Raw genomic sequence first — 19,598 nt, 5'->3', positions numbered from 1 at the left:
ATGCAGCGGACCCTCGATTTGGCGCTGGCACTCACGCAACCCCGAGACGAAGCGGCGTTGCGTGATTGGCTGCTGGAGACCATTCAGCGCGTCTGGCAACCACAGGGTGTGCTGCTGGGCATGTTGGATGTCAGCGGTCGTCAACTGACGTGCTACGGGCACGTCCTCAATGCATCTGTATCGTTGCAACTGGCGGTGGATGATTTCAGCCACCCATTAGCCTATGTATTGCACAAAAATCAGGTGCGCACCTGGGATTCACTGTACGGTGGCGCGCGCATCGAGTATCACGATATTCGTCAGATGTTGTGCTTTGTTGGTACGGCCTGCGGACTGCATGCGCTGCCGCTGTTGGCTGAAAATGGCAAGCTGCTGGCGGTGTTGGCGCTGCTGGATTCTTCCAAACGCCTGTTTGCGCTGCATCACAGTGGCGAGGGCGTGCGCCTTGGGCACGTGTTCTGCCGTCAACTGATGCTGCTACGTCAATTAGCCATTACCCAGCGTGAACAGACAGCTCTGCGCGATTCGCTTCGTCAAATCAAAGACGAAGACGTGCATCGCTGCGATCGGGAAAAACAGGTTGGAGCGACGCTGATCGGCCAGTTTATGCTGCCTGAGTCTCTCTACTAACTAACCGGGTGGGCATCCAGCGTGGTGCCTGCCTGCGAGATGACGTGATATGCAAGATGCACAACAGGCCCTGAATGTGGGCCGCGATCCACGGATGTTGCCTGAGTTTGATGCGTTGCGGGCAGAGATCAACAAGCTGAGTCACGCCTCACGCCCAGATATTGACTGGATGCGGGTGCATGATATGGCGACCACCCTCTTCGAAAAACAGGGTGTGGACCTGCAAACCGCTCTTTACTTCGCTCTGGCACGCTCACGGCTGGCTGGGCTGAGCGGTTTTACCGAAAGCTGTGAGTTTCTTGCCAACCTTATTGTCACCCAGTGGGACAACTTTTGGCCGCCGGTGCATCAGGAACGGGCGCGGGTGGAGATGCTGGATTGGTTTATTGCCCGCATCAGCGAAGTGATTCGCCAGTACGACATCAGTAACGAAGATAAACGGCTGGTGTATCGCTGTGAACGCGCGCTGCAACTGATGAGCGAGAAGCTGCATAACGTCGGGTTGAGCCGTATTCCGCGCGTGGAGAACTTGCTGCACTTTATTGAAGGTTATACCCACCTGTTTGATGAATCGAAAATTGTCCTCGTTTCTGATGATCCAACGCAGAACAAGCAGGACATGCAGATCCCGCCGATGGTGTTTTTCCACACTGACAAGACAGCCGCGACGGTGGGGGCGGGGGGGGCCGGTCGCCAGCGATGAGAAGGCCCCCGCGCCGACGGGCAGTATTCTCATCGGACGGGAGAAAGGGTCACTGAAGCCGACAGTGGTAAAAATTGAGGTGCACAAGAAACCCAAACCGGCCTGGCTGTGGTTCATGGCGGGTGTATTGAGCTGCGCGCTTCCCGTGGCGGCATTCAGCGCCTGGCAATATGCGCAGGAGCAAAAGGCGCACGCGCTGGCGTTGGTGCAGCAGCCGGCCTTTACGCTGCCGAGTGCGCCGGATTACACAGCGATCCGCAACGCGCGCATTGTGTTGGGGGAGCAAGAACTGCAAAGCATGGAGGGGGCGCTGATCGGTCATTATCAGACGCGACTGGAGCAACTGAAAAATACCTCGCCACTCTACCTCTATCAGTATGGCGATGGGTTGAAGAACGTCATGCACCAGCTTTATCCCGATTCACTGGCAGTGAAGGAGATGGAGCGCCAGTGGCAAAGCTCGCTTGACCAGCTTCAGGGAGAGCAACCGCGTATTACCGGCTACGAGCAGGCGCGAGCTAACGTTGACGATACCCTGCAACATTTGCTCTAGCTTGAACGGCAGCGGCGCACGGTGACCCTCTCGAACCTCAAAACCAAACTGTACGATCTGCAAAAGGATTTGGCTGCGGATGTGCCTTTCACTCTGCGCTTGCGTGAGCTTGAAGCGCGTAATACCAAACATCAACCACTCTCTGCGGCCGAACTGCGTGGGATTGAGGATGAGTTGCGGGCTTTCTCCATCAGGCTGTATCGCCTGCAACAAGGCGATGGGGTGCGTTAACCATGAAATCAAACGGTCTGGATAGCATGTTCAAAGATAAACGACTCGTACTGACGTTTGCGGTCTGGTGGCGTGCCAGTCTCCGGTGACCACGCAGTCAGAAGCGGAACTCACTGCATCGGCGCAACGGGGCAACGGTGAGGCGCAGTATCAGTTGGCGAAGCAGTTGGCTGAGCAGAGAAAATATCCGGAAGCGATGAAGTGGATGCAGCAAACGGTCGGAGAGACGCAACGCGCTGCAACACGTGAGAGGCATGCCTCTGCGGCTCTGCAAGTCGGCGACTGGTATCAGGCTGGACTGGGTGAACCGAAGAATGCGCCTGCCGCACGGCGTTGGTGGAACACTGCCTCGCGCCTTGGTAACGGTGAAGCCGGGTATCGGCTGGGAATAGATTGTCAGGCGCAACATCAGGACAAGCTTGTTGCCGCCTGTCTGGATGATTTTGAAACCTCTGCGGCGAATGGCTATGTGCCATCACAGCTGAAGGTGGCGCAATGGCATGCCAGCAGAACGGGCGGTGAGGCTGAGGCCGTCAATTGGTTGCAGAAGGCCGCTGAGCGCGATAACCGGGATGCGCAATACCAACTGGCCAAACGCTATGAACAGGGCAGTGGCGTGGTGGTTCGGCGCGATGTGGCGGAACGGTGGTATTTCCGCGCGCCAACGCTCGGTCAACCGCAAGCACAACTGTGGATGGCGCAATACGAAGGTGGGCAGAACGCGCTGGCCTGGTATCAGCGGGCAGCCATCAACGATGAGCCGACCGCACAGCTGTGGCTGGGCAAAGCATATCGGGAAGGTACATTGCTACCTATGGATGAGCAAAAATCTCACGATTGGCTGACACGTGCGGCAGCAGGGGGATCGGGTGAAGCCAGCTATTTACTCAGCCAACAACAATCCCGGCATGAAGGACGTGAGCAACTGTTGCAGCAATCCTCTGCGGCGGGGTACGTGCGTGCGCAGCGTGAATTGGGGGATGTATTTTTTAAACGCAATGCGCTGGAACTCGCGCGAGAAGAGTACGCAAAGGCTGCTATGGCTGGTGATACTGCTGCACGCTTGGCCTATGCCGACATGCTACGGCTTGGACAAGGCAGTAAAGCTGACTATACGGAAGCGGCAAAACAGTACTGGCTGGCAGCGCAAACCGGGAACCGCATGGCGCAATACCGGATGGGCATGATGCGCCACGATGGGATAGGGGTTTCGCGTAACCGCATCCATGCTTATGCCTGGTATGCCATGGCGGCGACGGAGGGGATGAACGACGCCATCCATGCGCGCAACGATCTGGAAGCGGTGATGCAACCTAATGAGATCAACGCCGGGCAGCGACTGGTACTGCACTGGTCGTCAGGGAAAATGGAAGAGTAGACAATGGATGTTTATCTGAATCAGGGCGTGGTCAGTAACCAGTAATATTATTAAGCATTAGGGCAAAGTGGGCTTGCGATCTGCAAAAGACCGGCAGGGTTGTTGCTTCCCGGCAGAGAACGATGTTTTCGCTGGGAAAAGCAGAAGGGTTTATCGCTGTCACTTTGCTCACGTTAAAAAGGGTAGGTACAGATAATAAGATACGGGTTATGTTTGAAATATATAACGCTGAGGCCTATGGATAAAGGGGCTTGTTAGCCCTGTTTTTTCTTACAATAGCGATAAGATTTGTAACTCAGGGGTAAAGCGCCAATATGATATGTACAACACAGGCCCACGAGGGTCACAATGACATTGCTGATAAAAGATGCTGCGCTCATTGGGTATTTAAAATAAATGTTTAGAATACACACATCCATTATCAGCGATAACTATCGAAAATACGTTATAAAAGCGATGCTTTAAAATAGGTACTAACGAAAGTAATGTTGTCTCAGTATCCCCTTCTTTTACCCCACGTCTGATGAGCTTTTACATATGAGCAATGTCTTTAGGCGTGAAGCCATTTTCCAGCAGTGTTGCTTCCATTTCATCGTTGTTCATGTTTGATCCTTCAACTTTTTACTGTAATGCAAGTATACTTCATGATATCTTATTGAATATATGGATATTTATTGTGTCCTGTGTCTTTTAGGTGAAGGATGAATATTATTTAGCGTATATTAAAAAGATAAAGAATTTTGCCGGGTACAGTACGGGCGGCCCCGCTCAGCATGCCACACCGGGAATCATGGGGCGCCGCTCGTCCTGGTTCGCAGGCTTGTTATCGTTCTCAATGCCCATTGATCCGTTCAAATACCTGATCAAAGCGTCCTTCCCGTTCGGCCAGTCGCTGCAACCGGGCGCGTTCGACAATGATTTCTTCAGGCGTTGGCTTTTCGCAAAAGAGCGCCATCACCTCATCGATAAACGCCTTGAGCGGCAGGTATCCTTCCCGGTTGGCCTGACCTGGCGTAAGTTCGGTCTGGACTGCGGGTGGAACCAGTTCGATGACTTCTATTTGCCCGGTGAGTCGATGGCGTAAAGACTGGGTCATGGAATGGATAGCCGCTTTGGTTGCGCTATAGATTGCCGCGTCAGTGCGCGGTACAAACGCCAGACCGGACGAAACATTGACAATGACAGCGTCCGACTGGCTCTTAAGATGGTCAAGCAGGGCGTTAGTGAGACGGACAGGTCCGAGTAAATTGGTAGTAATATGCGCCTCAGCATCAAGCAAATCGGCCTTTGTACTAAGATCGTCGTAACGCATAATGCCTGCATTGTTTATCAGGACGTTAAGGGCTGGGTACTCATCCACGACTCGCTGTGCAAACGCACTAATGTCTGCCGGATCATCGATATCAAGCTCAATAGCATGCATGTTCACTCTTCCTGCAATCGTCTCCCTGAGGGACTGCAAGCGCCTGCCGCTGACAATGACGGTATTGCCCAGTTCGTGGAAGCGCAAGGCAAGTTCCCGGCCAATGCCCGAGCCACCCCCGGTGATGAGTATGGTGTTATCTGCTGTTTTCATGCTGAAGTCTGTCTTTTGGGTTGGAGTAAGAATAGGTACGCTTCAGACAGTAAGAGCATTTACGCCTTTTAGGAAGTAGGCACTGAAAAGTACCCTACTTACCTTTCGGTTAGATTTAGGCATAGTGAGGCGGTGAGCGGTTTCATTCTGGAAAGAAAATTCGATTTACCGCATACTTTCTGAAACAAACAGTCCAAAAGCGCTATAACCCCCTAAAAGAGAGTAAGGGTATGAGCGATAACGTACTCCGTCATGAGGATGTCCAGAAAAAGCTCTCGCAGGCAGATAAACCAGACCCCCTCGTTGAAGCGCTGGTTAATGACGTCATCGCAAGGGTTGCTGACAAGTGGACCATGCTGATCCTCTAAGTACTGGCAGAACATGGCAAACTTCGCTTTACGCAACTGGCAAAACACGTGGCTGGTATCAGCCAGAAAATGCTCACGCACACGCTGAGAGATATGGAACGAGAAGGGCTGGTTATTCGTACGGTTTATCCTGTCGTACCACCAAAAGTGGAATACCAGTTGACGGATCTTGGTCTCAGTCTGGGGGCTGCATTTTGTGGGGTGTGGTGTGGGTGTGGGCTGAAGAAAACCTTGCAACGATCAAGCATGCTCGTGCCGCCTTTGATCAGAGAAAAAAGGGCGAATAAAACGCACTGTCCTTGTCAGCCATGAGCCAAAAGCAGATATTTGAACAGTCCGAGTATCTGAATCAGATTCATTTAAAACTCTGTGAGTTCATAAAATAGTCAATCCTGTATTTTATTATAACTTCCCCATCGAGGGGAGAGGGTGTAAAATAGGAAAATCTATAGATTGCATTCTTAGTTATATTTTTTGTTTTCAGCATTAGGGGTTACTTATGGATATGGATAAATATTTTATCGGTTTAGCGAGCATATTGATAATTGGGTTAATTTATGTTATTTCAATTTATAATAAGGTCATTAAACTAAAAAATATAATCCCTGAAAACAGATCTAATATCGAAATTCTTCGCAAAAAGAAAGAGTATTTGATCACAAAAATAGTGGCAATTGTAGATTCATATGTCTTACATGAAAAAGGAACAACTGAAAACGTTAGTTTTTATTTTGGCCGTGGAGAACCATAAAAAGGCCAACCTATAGTTGAACGACTTGCTTATTTGAGAATGGCATTTCCAGAGCTGAAAGCTGACGGATTGTATAATCAATTGCTAACTGAACTGGCAGATGTAGAAACAGACATTGCCAACAGACGCGAAGAATTCAATACTAGTGTACGTGCTTATAATACTGTGCTGACATTATTCCCAGCCAACATTTTTCTCAGGTTATTAGGTTTTAAGCCTAAAGATTTTCTGTCCATTGTCGATATAAACTCGTGAATTTACATCTCTTAAAATACGGACTCAAAAATGAGAGTTTTTTAAAAAAAATCACACTAACGCTGTTTGTTTTTTCTATGGGTTTTACAACCGTTCACTGAGCCAGCTTTAACTGCGACAAAGCCACGCTTGCTGTCGAGTTTGCAATCTGTGGAAATGAACAACTTTCGTCAATGGATGAAAGCTTATCGCTCGAGTATCGACAGGCTGTTTTACACAACCCCAATATAAAAAAATTCAACAAAGTTGGCTTCGTGGGCCACGTGAAAACTGTGATTCACAGGTAGAATATCTCATCAGTGCGAATCAAAAACAATTGGAAATTCTGCGAAATATAAATAGTCAACACGGGGTGAAGGATCTAAGTTCGGTAGCTTCGCCGATATCTACAGCTTTGCCAATGAGTACCTCGTATCGTGAAAATAAAATTCAAGAACCAAAACTTTCCTCTGACAACCCCATTCCAATACTATTTGATACATCATTAATTCATAACTCTTCAACTTTATTATCCGAAGCGTATTGGAGCAACCCTCAGAATAAGTTATTTGGTAAACCAATTATTCAGTGGACAGAGAGTAATTTTTCTTACGTAGAGTTTAGATTAAATAAAGAGATGGATGCTGATTTGGAGTCAACCAGATCCTTTTACGTTAAAAGAAATTTAAAAACCAAACCAGAAGATGATTCAGTTTATCAAGCTCGAGCCCGAGATATACATATTTTTATTGAAAATATTCCAAAATTTAAATATTGGATCCAACAAGCTAATGTGAAAATAAAGGAACAGAAAGATCTGCAACAGCAAAATTTATTAATTGAAAATCAGAAAAAAGCCGAGAAAGAGAAAGAAATTGCCAATTCAGAAATCAAGAGAAAACACATCGCTCAATCAGAAATGAATAGAGCAAATACTATAAAAATATTTTCTTTTCTGAGCGTTGTGGCCATCTTGGCAATTTTCATCTGGAATAAATTCATATGTAAACGCTGTTCTCGCTGCAAGTCTCTTAATTTCGTTATTTATAATATTACTGAGTTAGAGCGTTTCAAAGGATATATAAAAGTACAGGAGAAGAATTCGAGATGAGTTAATACTTGAGCAGTCAGCGCAACTCTTACTATCAATGAATATGACTATCGTTGTAAAGACTGCGGTCATCAGTGGTTTGAAAAGAAAAAAGATGAGCTTGGTGCTAACTTATAATTTGGTACCAGAAAGAATATGGGTGGGGCATAAGAATATATTCACCCTTTGTAGCCAAGGTTTCGGTGCCGTTAGTATTCTTTTAACTCATTAGTTTTGCATGCAGAGCTAACTAAAAGGACCGCTTCTCGTTCACAGCGGACCTGATGACCTTACTTTCTGTCTGCCCCGAGCCAAGAGCGGACGTTAATAGTGTCCGCTCTGTTTTGATTATTGGGGGGCAGGCAATCTGCATGTTTAATAATCAGTAATGGGAAGCCACTAATGCGCTTTCCTATCGGGTAAAGGTTCTTTTTACACGAACTGATGTAATAAAATATGGAATCCAAATAAGAGCCGATATCACATTTCTAAAAACTGGGGCGAGTTCATTGTGTCCAATTTTAACACCGGGGATTAGAATGTAAAGCATGTAGACATTTAATGACATTGTTGCCACGACTGATATCATAAAGAAAATAAAAAGCTTTGGCAGAAACCTTTTCTTTTTTAAAAAAATGAAAGGACTGTGGCTGCGAATAAAAACTCCCCAATATAAATAGCAAGAGAGAGTATGAAGAAGATTTTTGCATTTGCGTCCAGGTGCGAATAGTTTTCTGTCATAACTTTAAACGTATCTGTCATTACAAACAGATAAGAAGCAGCAGTTACTACTAGTTCTATTAGGGGTAAAAACAGAAACCCTCCAATTTTTCTGAAATGTTTTTCTTCACATTTATCGCAAAATTATCTGTCCTGAGGTATTTCCACCCCACACTTTGTGCATCCCCATTCCATATACGGGCCTTAGAAATATTTTTATAGTTATCATTACATTATGTGATCAGTACCGCAGATGCAACTGTACCGAGAGTAATTTATATGATGCTTATAATTGCGATATGAATTTGTGTTTAGAGTGAATCTTTACAGTATCGGTATTCATCTTTTAGAAGGCGGTTACTCAGGTCCGCGTCTCGCTCATCGCTGCCCCACCTAGCTCTTAGGCGGGCAGTTTCGTGCCAGAAGGGGATTATGTGTCCTTTGCATTCAGTAAGTGACACATAGTCTTATAGGTATATTATTCAACTAAAGATTACCAACCCCGCCATCAACCAGCGACTCTATGCCAACGACGAATGAAGATTCATCAGAAGCAAGAAAAACGGCCGCTTTAGCCAATTCATACGGTGTTCCTAAACGACCAATATGTACCAGAGCTCGAATATCTTCTCTGAGCTTATCTTCATTTTCTCCGCCACTCAGTTTGTTCAATGCTGGTGTCTCAGTAGGCCCGGGGCTTAAGCCATTTACCCGGATCCCAAGGGGGTGAAGCTCCGCAGAAAGTGTTCGTGCCAGAGACAGTAGCGCGGCTTTACTTGCTGCGTAAGCACTACTTTGTGGAAGACCAATCCGAGCGTTCACTGAGCCACAAACAATGACGGAAGAGGGATTAGAAAGCATAGGGAGCAGTGCCTTGATCAGGAAAAAGGGACCTTTAAGATTAGTGTTCATTAGACGATCGAATGCTTGCTCATTCCACTCTCCCAGCGGTTTGTGCGTCACATCACCTGCATTTATATACAAAATATCAAGTCTCGGCCATTGTTCCTGTAACGCTGTGGCCAGGATAATTTGTTGGGGGGATATCTCCCGCATCGCTTAGAAAAGTGGCAATGTCTCCGCACTTTTTTTATCTCCAGAAGTTTTTGTTTGCTACGGCCTGTGATTGCTACCGTTGCTCCCTCTGCCAGAAACTGGTGTGCAGTTTCTAAACCAGTACCGCTGTTGCCACCGGTAATATTCATGGCCCTCAACCATAAATATCATCATATCCGTTGTCTGATTCTTACTCTTATTAGCGCTGGAATCCTGCTAGCTGGCGGCGCAGCGCCAGAAGCGGTCGTTGCTAACATCACACTATGTTAATTTATAAGAAGCTGGTCATTCGGTGCGCTGATTTACTGATAAAGAAGCCAGACGCTTGTATGCCGATGTTGAAGATTATAATCAGGCGTCTTAGCAGCTTTGCATGCGCTTTCATATGCGTCATGACGGTTGCTTTGGAATAACGGGTCCGCAATTCGCTGCGAACCCGCTTTTGTCTTAACGGCCTACGCGAGCCTGGTGTTCAGGGGAGTATCGTTCGCCGACGATTTTTATCGTTTCAAGTGCCTGTGTGACCTGAAGTAAATCATCCTGAGAAAGAATAATCTCAGTTGCTCGAAGGTTTTCCTCCAGCCGGTGCTGTTTGGTGGTGCCCGGGATAGGAGCAATCCACGGTTTCTGTGCCAGAAACCATGCTAGTGCAATTTGCGCAGACGTCACTCCTTTTTCGGCTGCCAGTTCACCTAATAAAGAGACTAGTTTTTCATTGGCTTCAATTGATTGAGCGGTGAAACGTGGAACAGTGCTGCGGTAATCATCCTTCCCAAAAGTCGTTCCGGACTTAATCGATCCCGTAAGGAAACCTTTGCCCAATGGGCTGAATGAATGGGACAAAACCAATGCCCAGTTCCTCCAGCAACGGCAGTATCTCCTGCTCAGGCTCGCGCCACCACATGGAGTATTCGCTTTGCAGGGCCGTGACAGGTTGTACCGCATGCGTACGACGAATGGTTTGGGCTCCCGCTTCGGAAAGGCCAAAATGTTTGACCTTTCCTTCGGCTATCAGGTCTTTTACCGTTCCCGCAACATCTTCAATAGGGACATTTGGATCGACACGGTGTTGATACAGCAGCTCAATAACGTCAGTCTTGAGGCGGTGTAATGATCCTTCAACGGCTTCACGGATATGCTCCGGACGGCTGTTTAAAATCTGCTGTTTATTGTCATCGCCAAAGGTAAAACCAAATTTGGTCGCGATGACGACGTGGTTGCGAAAGGGTTTTAAGGCTTCGCTGACAACATCTTCATTCAGATAGGGACCATACACTTCAGAGGTATCGAAGAAAGTGACGCCACGTTCAACCGCTGCACGAATGAGATCGATAGCCTGACGGGTATCTGTCGCTGGGCCGTAGCCGTGGCTGAGTCCCATGCAACCGAGACCAAGTGCTGACACTTCGAGCCCGGATTTACCCAGATAGCGTTTCTTCATTTTGAATTAACCTCACTTAAGGTGACTTAGACGTCTAATTTGCGCTCAGTAATCCATTCCACCCTGGCTGGATCACGATGAGAAAAGAATGCGCTGGTTGCGGTATCCAGGGCGGCAATTTGCAGCAAATCATCAGCACTGAGTTCAAAATCAAGAATATTGATATTTTCTTCCATACGTTCTTTTCGCACGGATTTCACCAGCGAAACGATGCCACGCTGTAAGATCCAGCGTAGGACAACTTGACCCACACTTTTGCCGTATTTTTGACCAATCATCGTTAACACGGGATGCTGAAACAGGCCGTTTCTGGGGGCCCAGGCTTCCGGTTGAATGTCACGGCTTTGCATCCACGGGACGGCATGCAGTTGCTGGTTAAAGGGATTTACTTCAATCTGGTTCACCGCAGGGGGGACTTTATTGAACGCGACAAGATCGGCAAGCCTGTCAGGATGAAAGTTGCTTACGCCAACGGCGCGAATTTTGCCAGCCTGTTGCAGTTCTTCCATCGCACGCCATGCTCCATGGACATCACCATAGGGCTGATGAATCAGATACAGGTCAACATAGTCCAGTTGCAGTCTGTTCAGTGAACGTTCAAACTGCGCTTTAGTGCCTTCATAATTAGCATCCTGTAGCCAAAGTTTGGTTGTCACAAAGAGTTCATCACGTGCTATACCGCTCTGTTTCAGCGCGTTGCCAACCTGGGTTTCGTTCTGGTAGGACGCAGCAGTAACAATCAGTCGATAACCAGTCTCGATGGCATCAATAACGGCTCTCTCACACTCGGTGGTATCTGTCATTTGATACACACCAAAACCCAGCAGGGGCATTTCAATACCGTTGTTCAGTTTTACAGTTTGCATGACCTTATCCTTCAGTCGTTGTGTAGGAAAAGCATAACGCAAGGGGATTTATTTGATTAGATAGGGTAATTAGCTAAGGTTTATTAGAAAAATTCATTAATTGAAATGGTGCTTAAAGCAGTGAATTCGTTCGTTGGAAATTGATTAAGTTTTTCTGACATTCAATGGGGGTTATTTATGTATCCATACCTGCTGGGGCATGGATACAATTTTTTAAATCTTTGTTATTACCGCTATGGGAAATGCCGGATGGGATTTCCGCGCCATAATAGGCTTCTCTATTTGCTCGCCAGTGCCTGCTGTAGCGCCTTTTCTGCCCGTATGGCTGCATCATTTTCGCCATGTTCACGCAGAGCCTCTACTAACTGGCGTAATTGTGCTGCTGTCAGTCCGCCCCGCATGCTTGCTCGGATATGCGATAACAACTGTGCTTCAACGCCCGGTGTGGCCGCCAGTGCGCCAACTGTTGCCAGCTCGCGGCTTTGCCAGTCAAGGCTGTCGCGGGAAAATATGTCGCCGAACAGATGCGTTTGCAGGAACTGATTAATGACTGGTGCAAAATCAAAAAGTGGTCCCAGAACGGGAGCGCCTGAGATTTTTGTCTGATTCTCAGTGCCGACACGGCGAAGTTCATCTCCGGTAGGCGCGGGGAGCGTCGGTTCTTTCCCTTCTGCGTCTTTAATACCGTGTTGTTTACGCGTATCAACAACCTTCATCAATTCATTAAGCGCATTCAGGCTACGAGGGAAGCCCGTATAGGCATAAAGCTGTACCAGGATCTCTTTGGTTTCGGTTATCGTGAGTCCTGCATCCAGGCCCTGATTCAGTGAACTGCTCAGCTTATCCATCTGGCTGCTGGCCATCGATGCGGCAATTAAAGGAATGGCCTGCTGGCGAGCAGACAGCGTGTCTGAAACGGTTTGTTTAGTCATTTCTGTGGTTCCTTTCGTGACTGGCGCAGCATTTGCCGTGAGAGTAAAACCAAAAGTCAGCAGTAGGGCTGCGGTTAATGCCTTAATGGGCGTGGTATTGTTCATCGGTCACCTTCTCCATCCAGTTAACGCCGTTGCCATCCACCATTCCGGTAATCGCCAGATGAGTCATTGCACTGCCAGGTGTAGCCCCATGCCAATGTCTGATACCTGGTGGGCAAGAAACGACGTCGCCTACCCGAATCACCTGAATGGGCTGCCCTTCCTGCTGCGTGAGTCCGACGCCAGCGGTTACAATCAGCTGCTGACCTGCCGGATGCGTATGCCAGGCGGAACGAGCACCTGGCTCAAACGTGACATAAGCCCCCGAAACACGGATGGCGTTATCAGGCTTGAAAAGAGGGTCAACCCGGACGCGTCCGGTAAAGTTCTCCACTGGACCGTAAACCGCATGTTGGCTTCCTGCGGGGGCGATATGGACAGCGGTATTTTGCTCTGCGGCCCAGGATGAAAAAGCAATGAGAGGTATTAACGGCACGAGGAAACGTAAATGTCTAATCATGCAAAGCGTCCTTATCCATGATGAAGGGGATGGCCTGCGATGATTCTATAGGGAGGGACATGTCATAAGGCTGACGCTCCCCTGACAATTCAGTCAGTTAATCTCTATCGTGGTGATAGGACATTGGATTTTCTAAAAATAAACCACCACAATAAAAATCGAGTGGTTAATGAAAATAAAACAATAATGGATAAATAGCGTAAATAAAACAGAATGGCAGATTCATCGTAGTCAAAAAATGAGAAATCAACCTTCATCAACAAATAGGCGAGATAGTCTTGATTCAGCAACCAGTACAAACCCAGTAGCGCCATTATTGAAAAAAATCCTGGCATAATGTCATTAGCAAAATGCGATTTTTCAGGGATATTCATGATACGACAGAAAAACGTCGCCAGCATTTTCCAATGCAATCCGATATGTATGGATAGAATAAGCATTCCTTAATGAACAGACGTCATATGCACCTTTCTGACCCAACCCGCCGGATTGTGAAACGGTAGATCCAAAAGTATATGTCGGGATAGCATCATTCCAGAGATAGTCGCTATCAGGATCACAACCCATGTTGCTGCGTTTATGGTTCTGTTAACTACCTGCATGGTTGAGGGGAGCTTAGGCGATAATGACCACAAGCGATGTCTGTTGAGGTATAAATGCAAAATAATGAGCAAGGTAAAGAGAATACCTGCCCATTCATGCACAATTTCCCCCTGAAGGTGAAAACCCATTAATACCAGCAGCAGTAACGTCATCAGCACATCCTGTATGACCTGGAAAATATAAATTTTCTTCATGTTGATTAATTAACGCTGTGGCTGAATGTGTTTAACCCATTGCTCAACCTGTGCTGGTACATCAGGGTGTGAAATATCGTCACGCGATATTGACAGTACGCGAGTGATTAATTTTGCCTTTGGCTGCCTGCGGGCGATTTCTCGCAGGGAGTCCGCTAAGCGACTACCACCATGGGTGGTAAAGGGAATGACGGTTTTGTCGGCAAAGTCATTTTGCTCAAAGAGCCCATATATCACCATGGGCATTGTATACCACCAGATGGGATAACCGACATAAATGGTGTCGTAACGACTAAGATCAGGAAGCGGTGTTTTTAGTGAGGGCCTGGCTTTTGTTTCCTGTTCCTTTTCAGCAGCGCGTAGCAACGCATCATGCTGGCGAGGGTAGGGTGTCGTTGTCTCAATGCGGTACAGATCGCCTTGAGTCCGTTTCTGAAGTAGCTGCGCAACATATTGGGTGCTGCCGGTCTCCAGCGTATTTTTTTGCAATACGCTGGCTCCGGAAAAACCGTCCATTGCATCAGGCTTCATTTCCTCGGGCTGTGAAAAACAGATAATCAGCGTGCGGGACTGCGTGGATGTGTTGTCAGCTGCAAAAGCGGTCTGTACCATCAAACTCATAACAATCGTCGCCAGAAATCCGCTAAATACTTTTCTTATTCTCACTGTTTCATTCCCTCAATCAGCTGCGGTTGGTCTTAGCAGCGATTCTGATGTATGTCACCTGACATCAGACTGACGGCTCTCTGACAATTTCGTCAGAAGGCCTGGAGAATTTACTTTCCGCCTTTTTCTCTGAAACCAGCATATCTGTTCGGTCGGCGCTAGGCCGTTTAGCAAATGTCAATCCAAATGTATTGACACCGTCCTCACTACGCGCAAAGACGTCTCCCCGGTGCATAATGGCAACTGCACGTACGATCGATAAACCCAGTCCATGATGGGTATCACTCCTGGTTCGTGAGGAGTCCACTCGATAGAAACGTTCAAAGAGTCGACGTAAATGTTCTGCTGCAATGGGCTCTCCTTGATTCGAAACCTCAACCCTTGCGTGATTATTTTTTTCACTCAATCTGATGGTAACCGTACTTTTAGGTAGCGAATGTCTTGCGCTGTTTTCCAGTAAATTGGCAAGTGAACGGTGGAACAGCCGTCGGTCTATATATGCGATGACATCACCCTCAACATCAAGGGAAAGCTGCTTTTCAGCGAAGGATGGCTCAACATATTCCGCTGTTTTAAGGGTCTCTTCGCGCAGGGAAACCTGCGTAAGCTGGGAAGCATGTTCACCCGCGTGAGCATGTGACAGGAAAAGCATGTCGTTAACGATCGACGCCATACGTTCAAGTTCTTCGAGATTTGAACCCAGTAACTCTTCCAACTCATCATGCGAACGTCGACGTGACAGCCCCAATTGTGTCTGACCAATGAGGTTAGTAAGCGGTGTTCGGAGTTCATGGGCAACATCAGCATTAAAACTTTCGAGTTGCCGCCAGGCTATCTCTTGACTCTCTAACACACCGTTAAATGACGAAGCGAGTTGCTGTAATTCTTCGGGTAAAACAATAGCATCAAGGCGTTGACCGTGGTCCCCCGGTGCGAGATGTTGTGCCTGTTTACTGAGTGTCCCAACTGGACGCATTCCGATCCTTGAAACCATATAACCCAACAATGCGACAATAAATACACCCAGTGCGGCAATCATCAGCAGAGTGTGCGTGAACGCATCGAGTGTCCCCATGTATGGCGTGGAGTCGATGGCAATCACATAGCGTACCTCAGGTCTTTGACCGTTTGCGGGGATCATTTTCACGAGAAGAAACAGTGAGCATACACCTTCTGATGCGCCGGGCATTTTATTAAAGCCTTCCCGCAAAGAAGAACACTGAACACCTACAGGCGGTATTCCATCCATACTAAAACGTGGGTTATTGCTCACTATCCAGTAGCGAACGTGCTCGCCTTCTGAACTGGTTAAGGCGGTGAATTTATTGGCGAGCGTAGGCCAACCGTCAGATGAGGTTTGTGCGCTGATCCATGGGCTCATTAATGATTTTCGGAATAGTAGCTCGTTATGCATCTGTTTTGCAGGGAGTCGTGCAATGAACTTCGTAGCAGAACACCGATAGCTGAAACAATCAGAAGGGCGGATAAGGCAAACATCAGTGCCAGATGGACTGAGATGGAACGATTAAGCATGCCTATCCCCATTATTTATTCAGATCTTACTTCGAGGACGTATCCCATACCGCGCACGGTATGAAGTAATTTAATGTCGAATGGGGCATCAACTTTGGCCCGCAGACGTTTAATCGCAACCTCAACGACGTTGGCATCGCTGTCAAAATTCATGTCCCATACCTGTTCCGCAATCATCATCTTTGACAGAATTTCGCCCTGATGACGTGCCAGAAGGCTCAATAGAGAAAACTCTTTCGCTGTCAGTTCCAGCCGCGTTCCTGAGCGAAACACCCGGCGAGCCAGTAAATCGAGATGCAGGTCGTGAATTTGCAACTGTGTGATATCTGCGCCATCCGTTGATCGGCGACGCACTAACGCCTGAATACGTGCCACCAACTCAATGAGCGAGAAGGGCTTTGGGAGATAATCATCAGCACCAAGGTGAAGCCCTTTTACTCGCTCGTCAACGGACCCGCGTGCAGATAACATCAGCACGGGAGTCTGTTTACTGGCTCGTACGCCCTCGAGCACTCGGTAGCCATCGATTCTCGGCAACATCACTCAAGGATTATCGCGTCATAGTCGAACTCCAGCGCGTAATGAAGACCTTCAGCGCCATCTGCGGAAATATCTACCGTAAATCCAGACTCACCCAATGCACGGCTGAGGTAGGTTGACGTTTTTTCTTCATCTTCAACTAACAACAGATGCATAACGAGACTTCCTCTTAACTTTTCAACGGTGCTTCGACATCTGAATAAACCTGTACTGAATCCGGCAGTCGCTGACCCTGAATGGTGTAGCATCGAGTGAACGGGTAAGCTCGGCCATTTCGGCGGAAGTCAGTGAGACGCCGGTAGCGGCGGTGTTTTGCAGCATATGGTCTTTGTTTGTGGTGCCAGGGATCGGGACAATCCAGGGTTTACGAGCCAGTAACCATGCCAGCGCTATCTGACCCGGCGCGGCATTTTTTCTTATCGCCCAGGTTTTCAGTAACTCAACGAGTTGTAAGTTATGCGGGAGGTTGTCAGGCGAGAAACGCGTTTCTGTCGCGCGGAAATCACCGGCAGCGAATCGGGTATTCTCTTCGATCCAGCCTGTCAAAAACTGCACGCCTAATGGACTCCATGGCACAAACCCAATTCCCAGTTCTTCGCATACTGGAAGTACATGCTTTTCGGGTCCCCGCCAGAGCATTGAATATTCACTTTGTACGGCTGTGACAGCAATGCCGCATGAGCTCGCCTCAACGTGTTAATGCCCATTTCTGATAGCCCCCAGTGCAGGACTTTTCCCTGATCCATTAAATCCTTAATGACTCCTGCGACATCTTCGATCGGAATTTGGGGGTCAACCCGGTGCTGATACAGTAAATCTATGCGATCGGTATTCAGGCGTTTGAGCATATTTTCGACGACCTGTCTGATATGTTCCGGTCTGCTGTTTAGACCTGGCAGACGTTTGCCTGTCTGCTGATCAATGTTCCAGCCAAATTTAGTGGCGATAACGACGTTGTCCCTGAAAGGCGCGATGGCTTCCCCAAGTATTTTCTCTACTTCAAAGGGGCCGTAGGCTTCAGCGGCGTCGAAAAAAGTGACACCCTCATCAAACGAGTGGCGGATAACATTCACCATCTCGGGACGCCAAGGGACAGAGGTGTCGTATTTGCGACTCATGTTCTGAACGCCTAAACCCACAGCAGAGACTTCCATCTTCCCGAGATTACGTTTGCTCAGTGCAGTAAGGCGCTGGCTATTTTGCCTGGATGCATCACTCGGAAAGGATTTCCCTGTTGCCAACACAGGGGGAATCAGCGAGGCGGCGGCGATACCTGCTCCTGCCACTAATAGCTTACGTCGCTCAGGCATTGCCGGGTTGTTTTGGCTTTTCATGGATCACTCCTTGTTTCAGCAAATTGAACATGAACCTCATTTGATCTGAGAACATTTTGCGCTTTGATTGCCAACATAAAGCTGACGGTTCCCTTACAGTACTGTCAGAAACGAATACATGTCCCATAACGGCTTCCTGACAAAAATGTTATCTGCCTGTCACTATGCTGACAGTCCTCCCTCCCTAATCTGTGTCTGCATATTTGATATTGCGAGTCGGTATGGACGGTCCATTATTCATGGGGATACATCATTAAATTCAATCTATTAAGTACAATTTTGCTTGCAGCAATGGCTGGAGTTACCTCAGTCAATGCGGCTGATTACAGAAAAAATCCATTCACCCTCGTCTATGACGGTGCCATCACTGAGAACGTCGAAGGCAAGGTCAACATCCATCTTGTGAAGTACGATCTGCATGGCATCCAAATTGCCGCGAATGTCTATACGCCAGCCAACTACGATCCGGCGAAAAAATATCCCGCAGTGGTGGTCGCACATCCTAATGGTGGCGTCAAAGAGCAGGTCGCCGGGTTATACGCTCAGCGTCTGGCCGAGCATGGTTACATTACTATTACCGCGGATGCCGCCTGGCAGGGGGGCAGCGGTGGTATGCCTCGCAGCGTGGACAAACCCGCTATGTTCATGGTATTGGCTGACTACATCAGCCAATACCCAGGGGTTGATACTTCCCGTCTCGGTCTGCTTGGAATCTGCGGAGGAGGTGGGTACTCACTTGTTGCAGCAGAAACGGACAAACGATTCAAATCAATTGCAACCATCAGCATGTTTAATTCAGGGCTTGTGCGCCGCGATGGTTTACAGGATTCGCAATTAGATACTATCCAACAGCGGTTACAGCAGGCTTCAAACGCGCGAGCGCAGGAAGCCGTCGGGGGCGAACTGCTTTACTCCGGCGATGCAAATCTGACGGATGAACAGATCGCTAAATTACCTTTTGCCTTATATCGGCAAGGCTATGAGTATTAATGGAAAACTCACACACACCCGAATTCGACGTTTAAATACACCACAAGTAGTTTGCTGGATTTGATGAACTTTGACGTGACAGACCATATCAAGCTCATCAATAAACCACTGCTGATGATTGTCGGTACAAAAGCGGATACGTTGTATACGACTGAAGATGCGTTTGCTAAAGCTACCGTTACGAAGAACAAAGAACTCTTCCTGATTGACGGCGCCACCCATATCGAGACTTACTGGGTTCCCAAATACGTTGATCAGGCAATGCAAAAGTTAGACGTCTTCTTCGATAAAAATAGTTAGGCTGTTTCCGACGATACCCAGTCAGCCTTACAAAGCTCGCTGGGGTATTCCACTTATCGCTAATTTCCAAAGATACACGTAGATTAATAAAGTTGGCGTAAAAGATAATTGCTCTCATTAAATAGGTGCTATGAATCAAATTCATAAACCAAACAAAGGGGGGCTTTTCACTTTTAATGGCAAATGTTATCAGTAACTGTCTGTAATAAACATTGCTGGATTGGTGCCGGTGAGCAAGGTTATCCCCGTTTTGCGGCAGATATCCTTGACGATACGAACAGCTTCAAAGACGTTTGCCGCGAAGCGGGAATATCTGAAGCCTCGTACTACAACTGAAAAGCAAAGTT

General features: G+C 47.7%; 15 protein-coding genes and 7 pseudogenes. 10 read left to right on the top strand and 12 right to left on the bottom strand.

What is annotated here, in order from left to right; translation table 11 throughout:
• The 4 genes and pseudogenes from CS369_RS05660 (at window position 1) to CS369_RS05650 (ending at window position 3,495) form a co-directional block, all read left to right on the top strand.
• Window positions 1–630 (top strand): hypothetical protein, encoded by a 630-nt coding sequence (locus CS369_RS05660; protein ID WP_196906340.1) that lies wholly within the window; start codon window positions 1–3, stop codon window positions 628–630.
• A 49-nt stretch (window positions 631–679) separates the two neighbouring features.
• Window positions 680–1,333, top strand: coding sequence for a type VI secretion system ImpA family N-terminal domain-containing protein (locus CS369_RS23090; RefSeq protein ID WP_244664792.1), 654 nt, complete (start codon window positions 680–682; stop codon window positions 1,331–1,333).
• Window positions 1,224–2,117, top strand: a pseudogene (locus tag CS369_RS24840) (VasL domain-containing protein). The gene CS369_RS23090 and the pseudogene CS369_RS24840 overlap by 110 nt, the downstream one beginning before the upstream one ends.
• Before the next feature lie 64 nt (window positions 2,118–2,181).
• Window positions 2,182–3,495, top strand: coding sequence for a tetratricopeptide repeat protein (locus CS369_RS05650; RefSeq protein WP_196906421.1), 1,314 nt, complete (start codon window positions 2,182–2,184; stop codon window positions 3,493–3,495).
• Between the two features lie 832 nt (window positions 3,496–4,327).
• Here the strand turns inward: CS369_RS05650 and CS369_RS05645 are convergent.
• Window positions 4,328–5,071 (bottom strand): SDR family oxidoreductase, encoded by a 744-nt coding sequence (locus CS369_RS05645; protein WP_196906339.1) that lies wholly within the window; start codon window positions 5,069–5,071, stop codon window positions 4,328–4,330.
• A 230-nt stretch (window positions 5,072–5,301) separates the two neighbouring features.
• Between CS369_RS05645 and CS369_RS23080 the strand changes: the two genes are divergently transcribed.
• The 5 genes from CS369_RS23080 to CS369_RS05625 all read left to right on the top strand — a co-directional run bounded on the left by CS369_RS23080 (window position 5,302) and on the right by CS369_RS05625 (window position 7,535).
• Window positions 5,302–5,439, top strand: a complete 138-nt coding sequence (locus tag CS369_RS23080; RefSeq protein WP_244664790.1) for a hypothetical protein — start codon at window positions 5,302–5,304, stop codon at window positions 5,437–5,439.
• A gap of 69 nt (window positions 5,440–5,508) precedes the next feature.
• Window positions 5,509–5,751, top strand: a complete 243-nt coding sequence (locus tag CS369_RS23075) for a helix-turn-helix domain-containing protein (protein WP_244664816.1) — start codon at window positions 5,509–5,511, stop codon at window positions 5,749–5,751.
• A gap of 187 nt (window positions 5,752–5,938) precedes the next feature.
• Window positions 5,939–6,190 carry a hypothetical protein gene (locus CS369_RS05635; protein ID WP_196906338.1) on the top strand — a complete coding sequence of 84 codons (252 nt, stop codon included), beginning with the start codon at window positions 5,939–5,941 and terminating at the stop codon, window positions 6,188–6,190.
• A gap of 12 nt (window positions 6,191–6,202) precedes the next feature.
• Window positions 6,203–6,445 carry a LemA family protein gene (locus tag CS369_RS25075; protein ID WP_374191037.1) on the top strand — a complete coding sequence of 81 codons (243 nt, stop codon included), beginning with the start codon at window positions 6,203–6,205 and terminating at the stop codon, window positions 6,443–6,445.
• A 400-nt stretch (window positions 6,446–6,845) separates the two neighbouring features.
• Window positions 6,846–7,535 carry a hypothetical protein gene (locus tag CS369_RS05625; RefSeq protein ID WP_196906336.1) on the top strand — a complete coding sequence of 230 codons (690 nt, stop codon included), beginning with the start codon at window positions 6,846–6,848 and terminating at the stop codon, window positions 7,533–7,535.
• Between the two features lie 391 nt (window positions 7,536–7,926).
• Here the strand turns inward: CS369_RS05625 and CS369_RS23070 are convergent, their stop codons facing one another.
• From CS369_RS23070 to CS369_RS05570, 11 genes and pseudogenes are all read right to left on the bottom strand, one after another.
• Complete coding sequence (locus CS369_RS23070; RefSeq protein WP_244664789.1) at window positions 7,927–8,103, bottom strand: DUF2569 family protein; 177 nt, start codon at window positions 8,101–8,103, stop codon at window positions 7,927–7,929.
• A 617-nt stretch (window positions 8,104–8,720) separates the two neighbouring features.
• Window positions 8,721–9,439, bottom strand: a pseudogene (locus tag CS369_RS05615) (SDR family oxidoreductase).
• Window positions 9,440–9,737: 298 nt separating this feature from the next.
• Window positions 9,738–10,731 (bottom strand): annotated as a pseudogene (locus CS369_RS05610) (aldo/keto reductase).
• A 26-nt stretch (window positions 10,732–10,757) separates the two neighbouring features.
• Window positions 10,758–11,597, bottom strand: a complete 840-nt coding sequence (locus CS369_RS05605; protein WP_196906335.1) for an aldo/keto reductase — start codon at window positions 11,595–11,597, stop codon at window positions 10,758–10,760.
• Window positions 11,598–11,875: 278 nt separating this feature from the next.
• On the bottom strand, window positions 11,876–12,634 hold the full coding sequence (locus CS369_RS05600; protein WP_196906334.1) for a carboxymuconolactone decarboxylase family protein: 759 nt from the start codon (window positions 12,632–12,634) through the stop codon (window positions 11,876–11,878).
• Complete coding sequence (locus CS369_RS05595) at window positions 12,612–13,091, bottom strand: cupin domain-containing protein (protein WP_196906333.1); 480 nt, start codon at window positions 13,089–13,091, stop codon at window positions 12,612–12,614. Before CS369_RS05595 ends, CS369_RS05600 begins: the two co-directional genes overlap by 23 nt.
• Window positions 13,092–13,534: 443 nt before the next feature.
• Window positions 13,535–13,846 (bottom strand): hypothetical protein, encoded by a 312-nt coding sequence (locus CS369_RS23065; protein WP_244664788.1) that lies wholly within the window; start codon window positions 13,844–13,846, stop codon window positions 13,535–13,537.
• Window positions 13,847–13,897: 51 nt separating this feature from the next.
• Window positions 13,898–14,554, bottom strand: a complete 657-nt coding sequence (locus CS369_RS05585; RefSeq protein ID WP_196906332.1) for a flavodoxin — start codon at window positions 14,552–14,554, stop codon at window positions 13,898–13,900.
• A 64-nt stretch (window positions 14,555–14,618) separates the two neighbouring features.
• Window positions 14,619–16,087: pseudogene (locus CS369_RS05580) on the bottom strand (heavy metal sensor histidine kinase).
• A gap of 15 nt (window positions 16,088–16,102) precedes the next feature.
• Window positions 16,103–16,782: pseudogene (locus CS369_RS05575) on the bottom strand (heavy metal response regulator transcription factor).
• 14 nt (window positions 16,783–16,796) lie between these two features.
• A pseudogene (locus tag CS369_RS05570) lies at window positions 16,797–17,961 on the bottom strand (aldo/keto reductase).
• Window positions 17,962–18,252: 291 nt separating this feature from the next.
• Here CS369_RS05570 and CS369_RS05565 point away from each other — a divergent pair.
• A pseudogene (locus tag CS369_RS05565) lies at window positions 18,253–19,251 on the top strand (alpha/beta hydrolase).
• The last annotated feature ends 347 nt before the right edge of the window (window positions 19,252–19,598 follow it).

Source organism: Candidatus Symbiopectobacterium sp. 'North America' (assembly GCF_015762685.1).
Lineage (GTDB): Bacteria > Pseudomonadota > Gammaproteobacteria > Enterobacterales > Enterobacteriaceae > Symbiopectobacterium.
The sequence above is the reverse complement of the archived record's forward strand: the minus strand, read 5'-3'. Positions and strand labels throughout refer to the sequence as shown.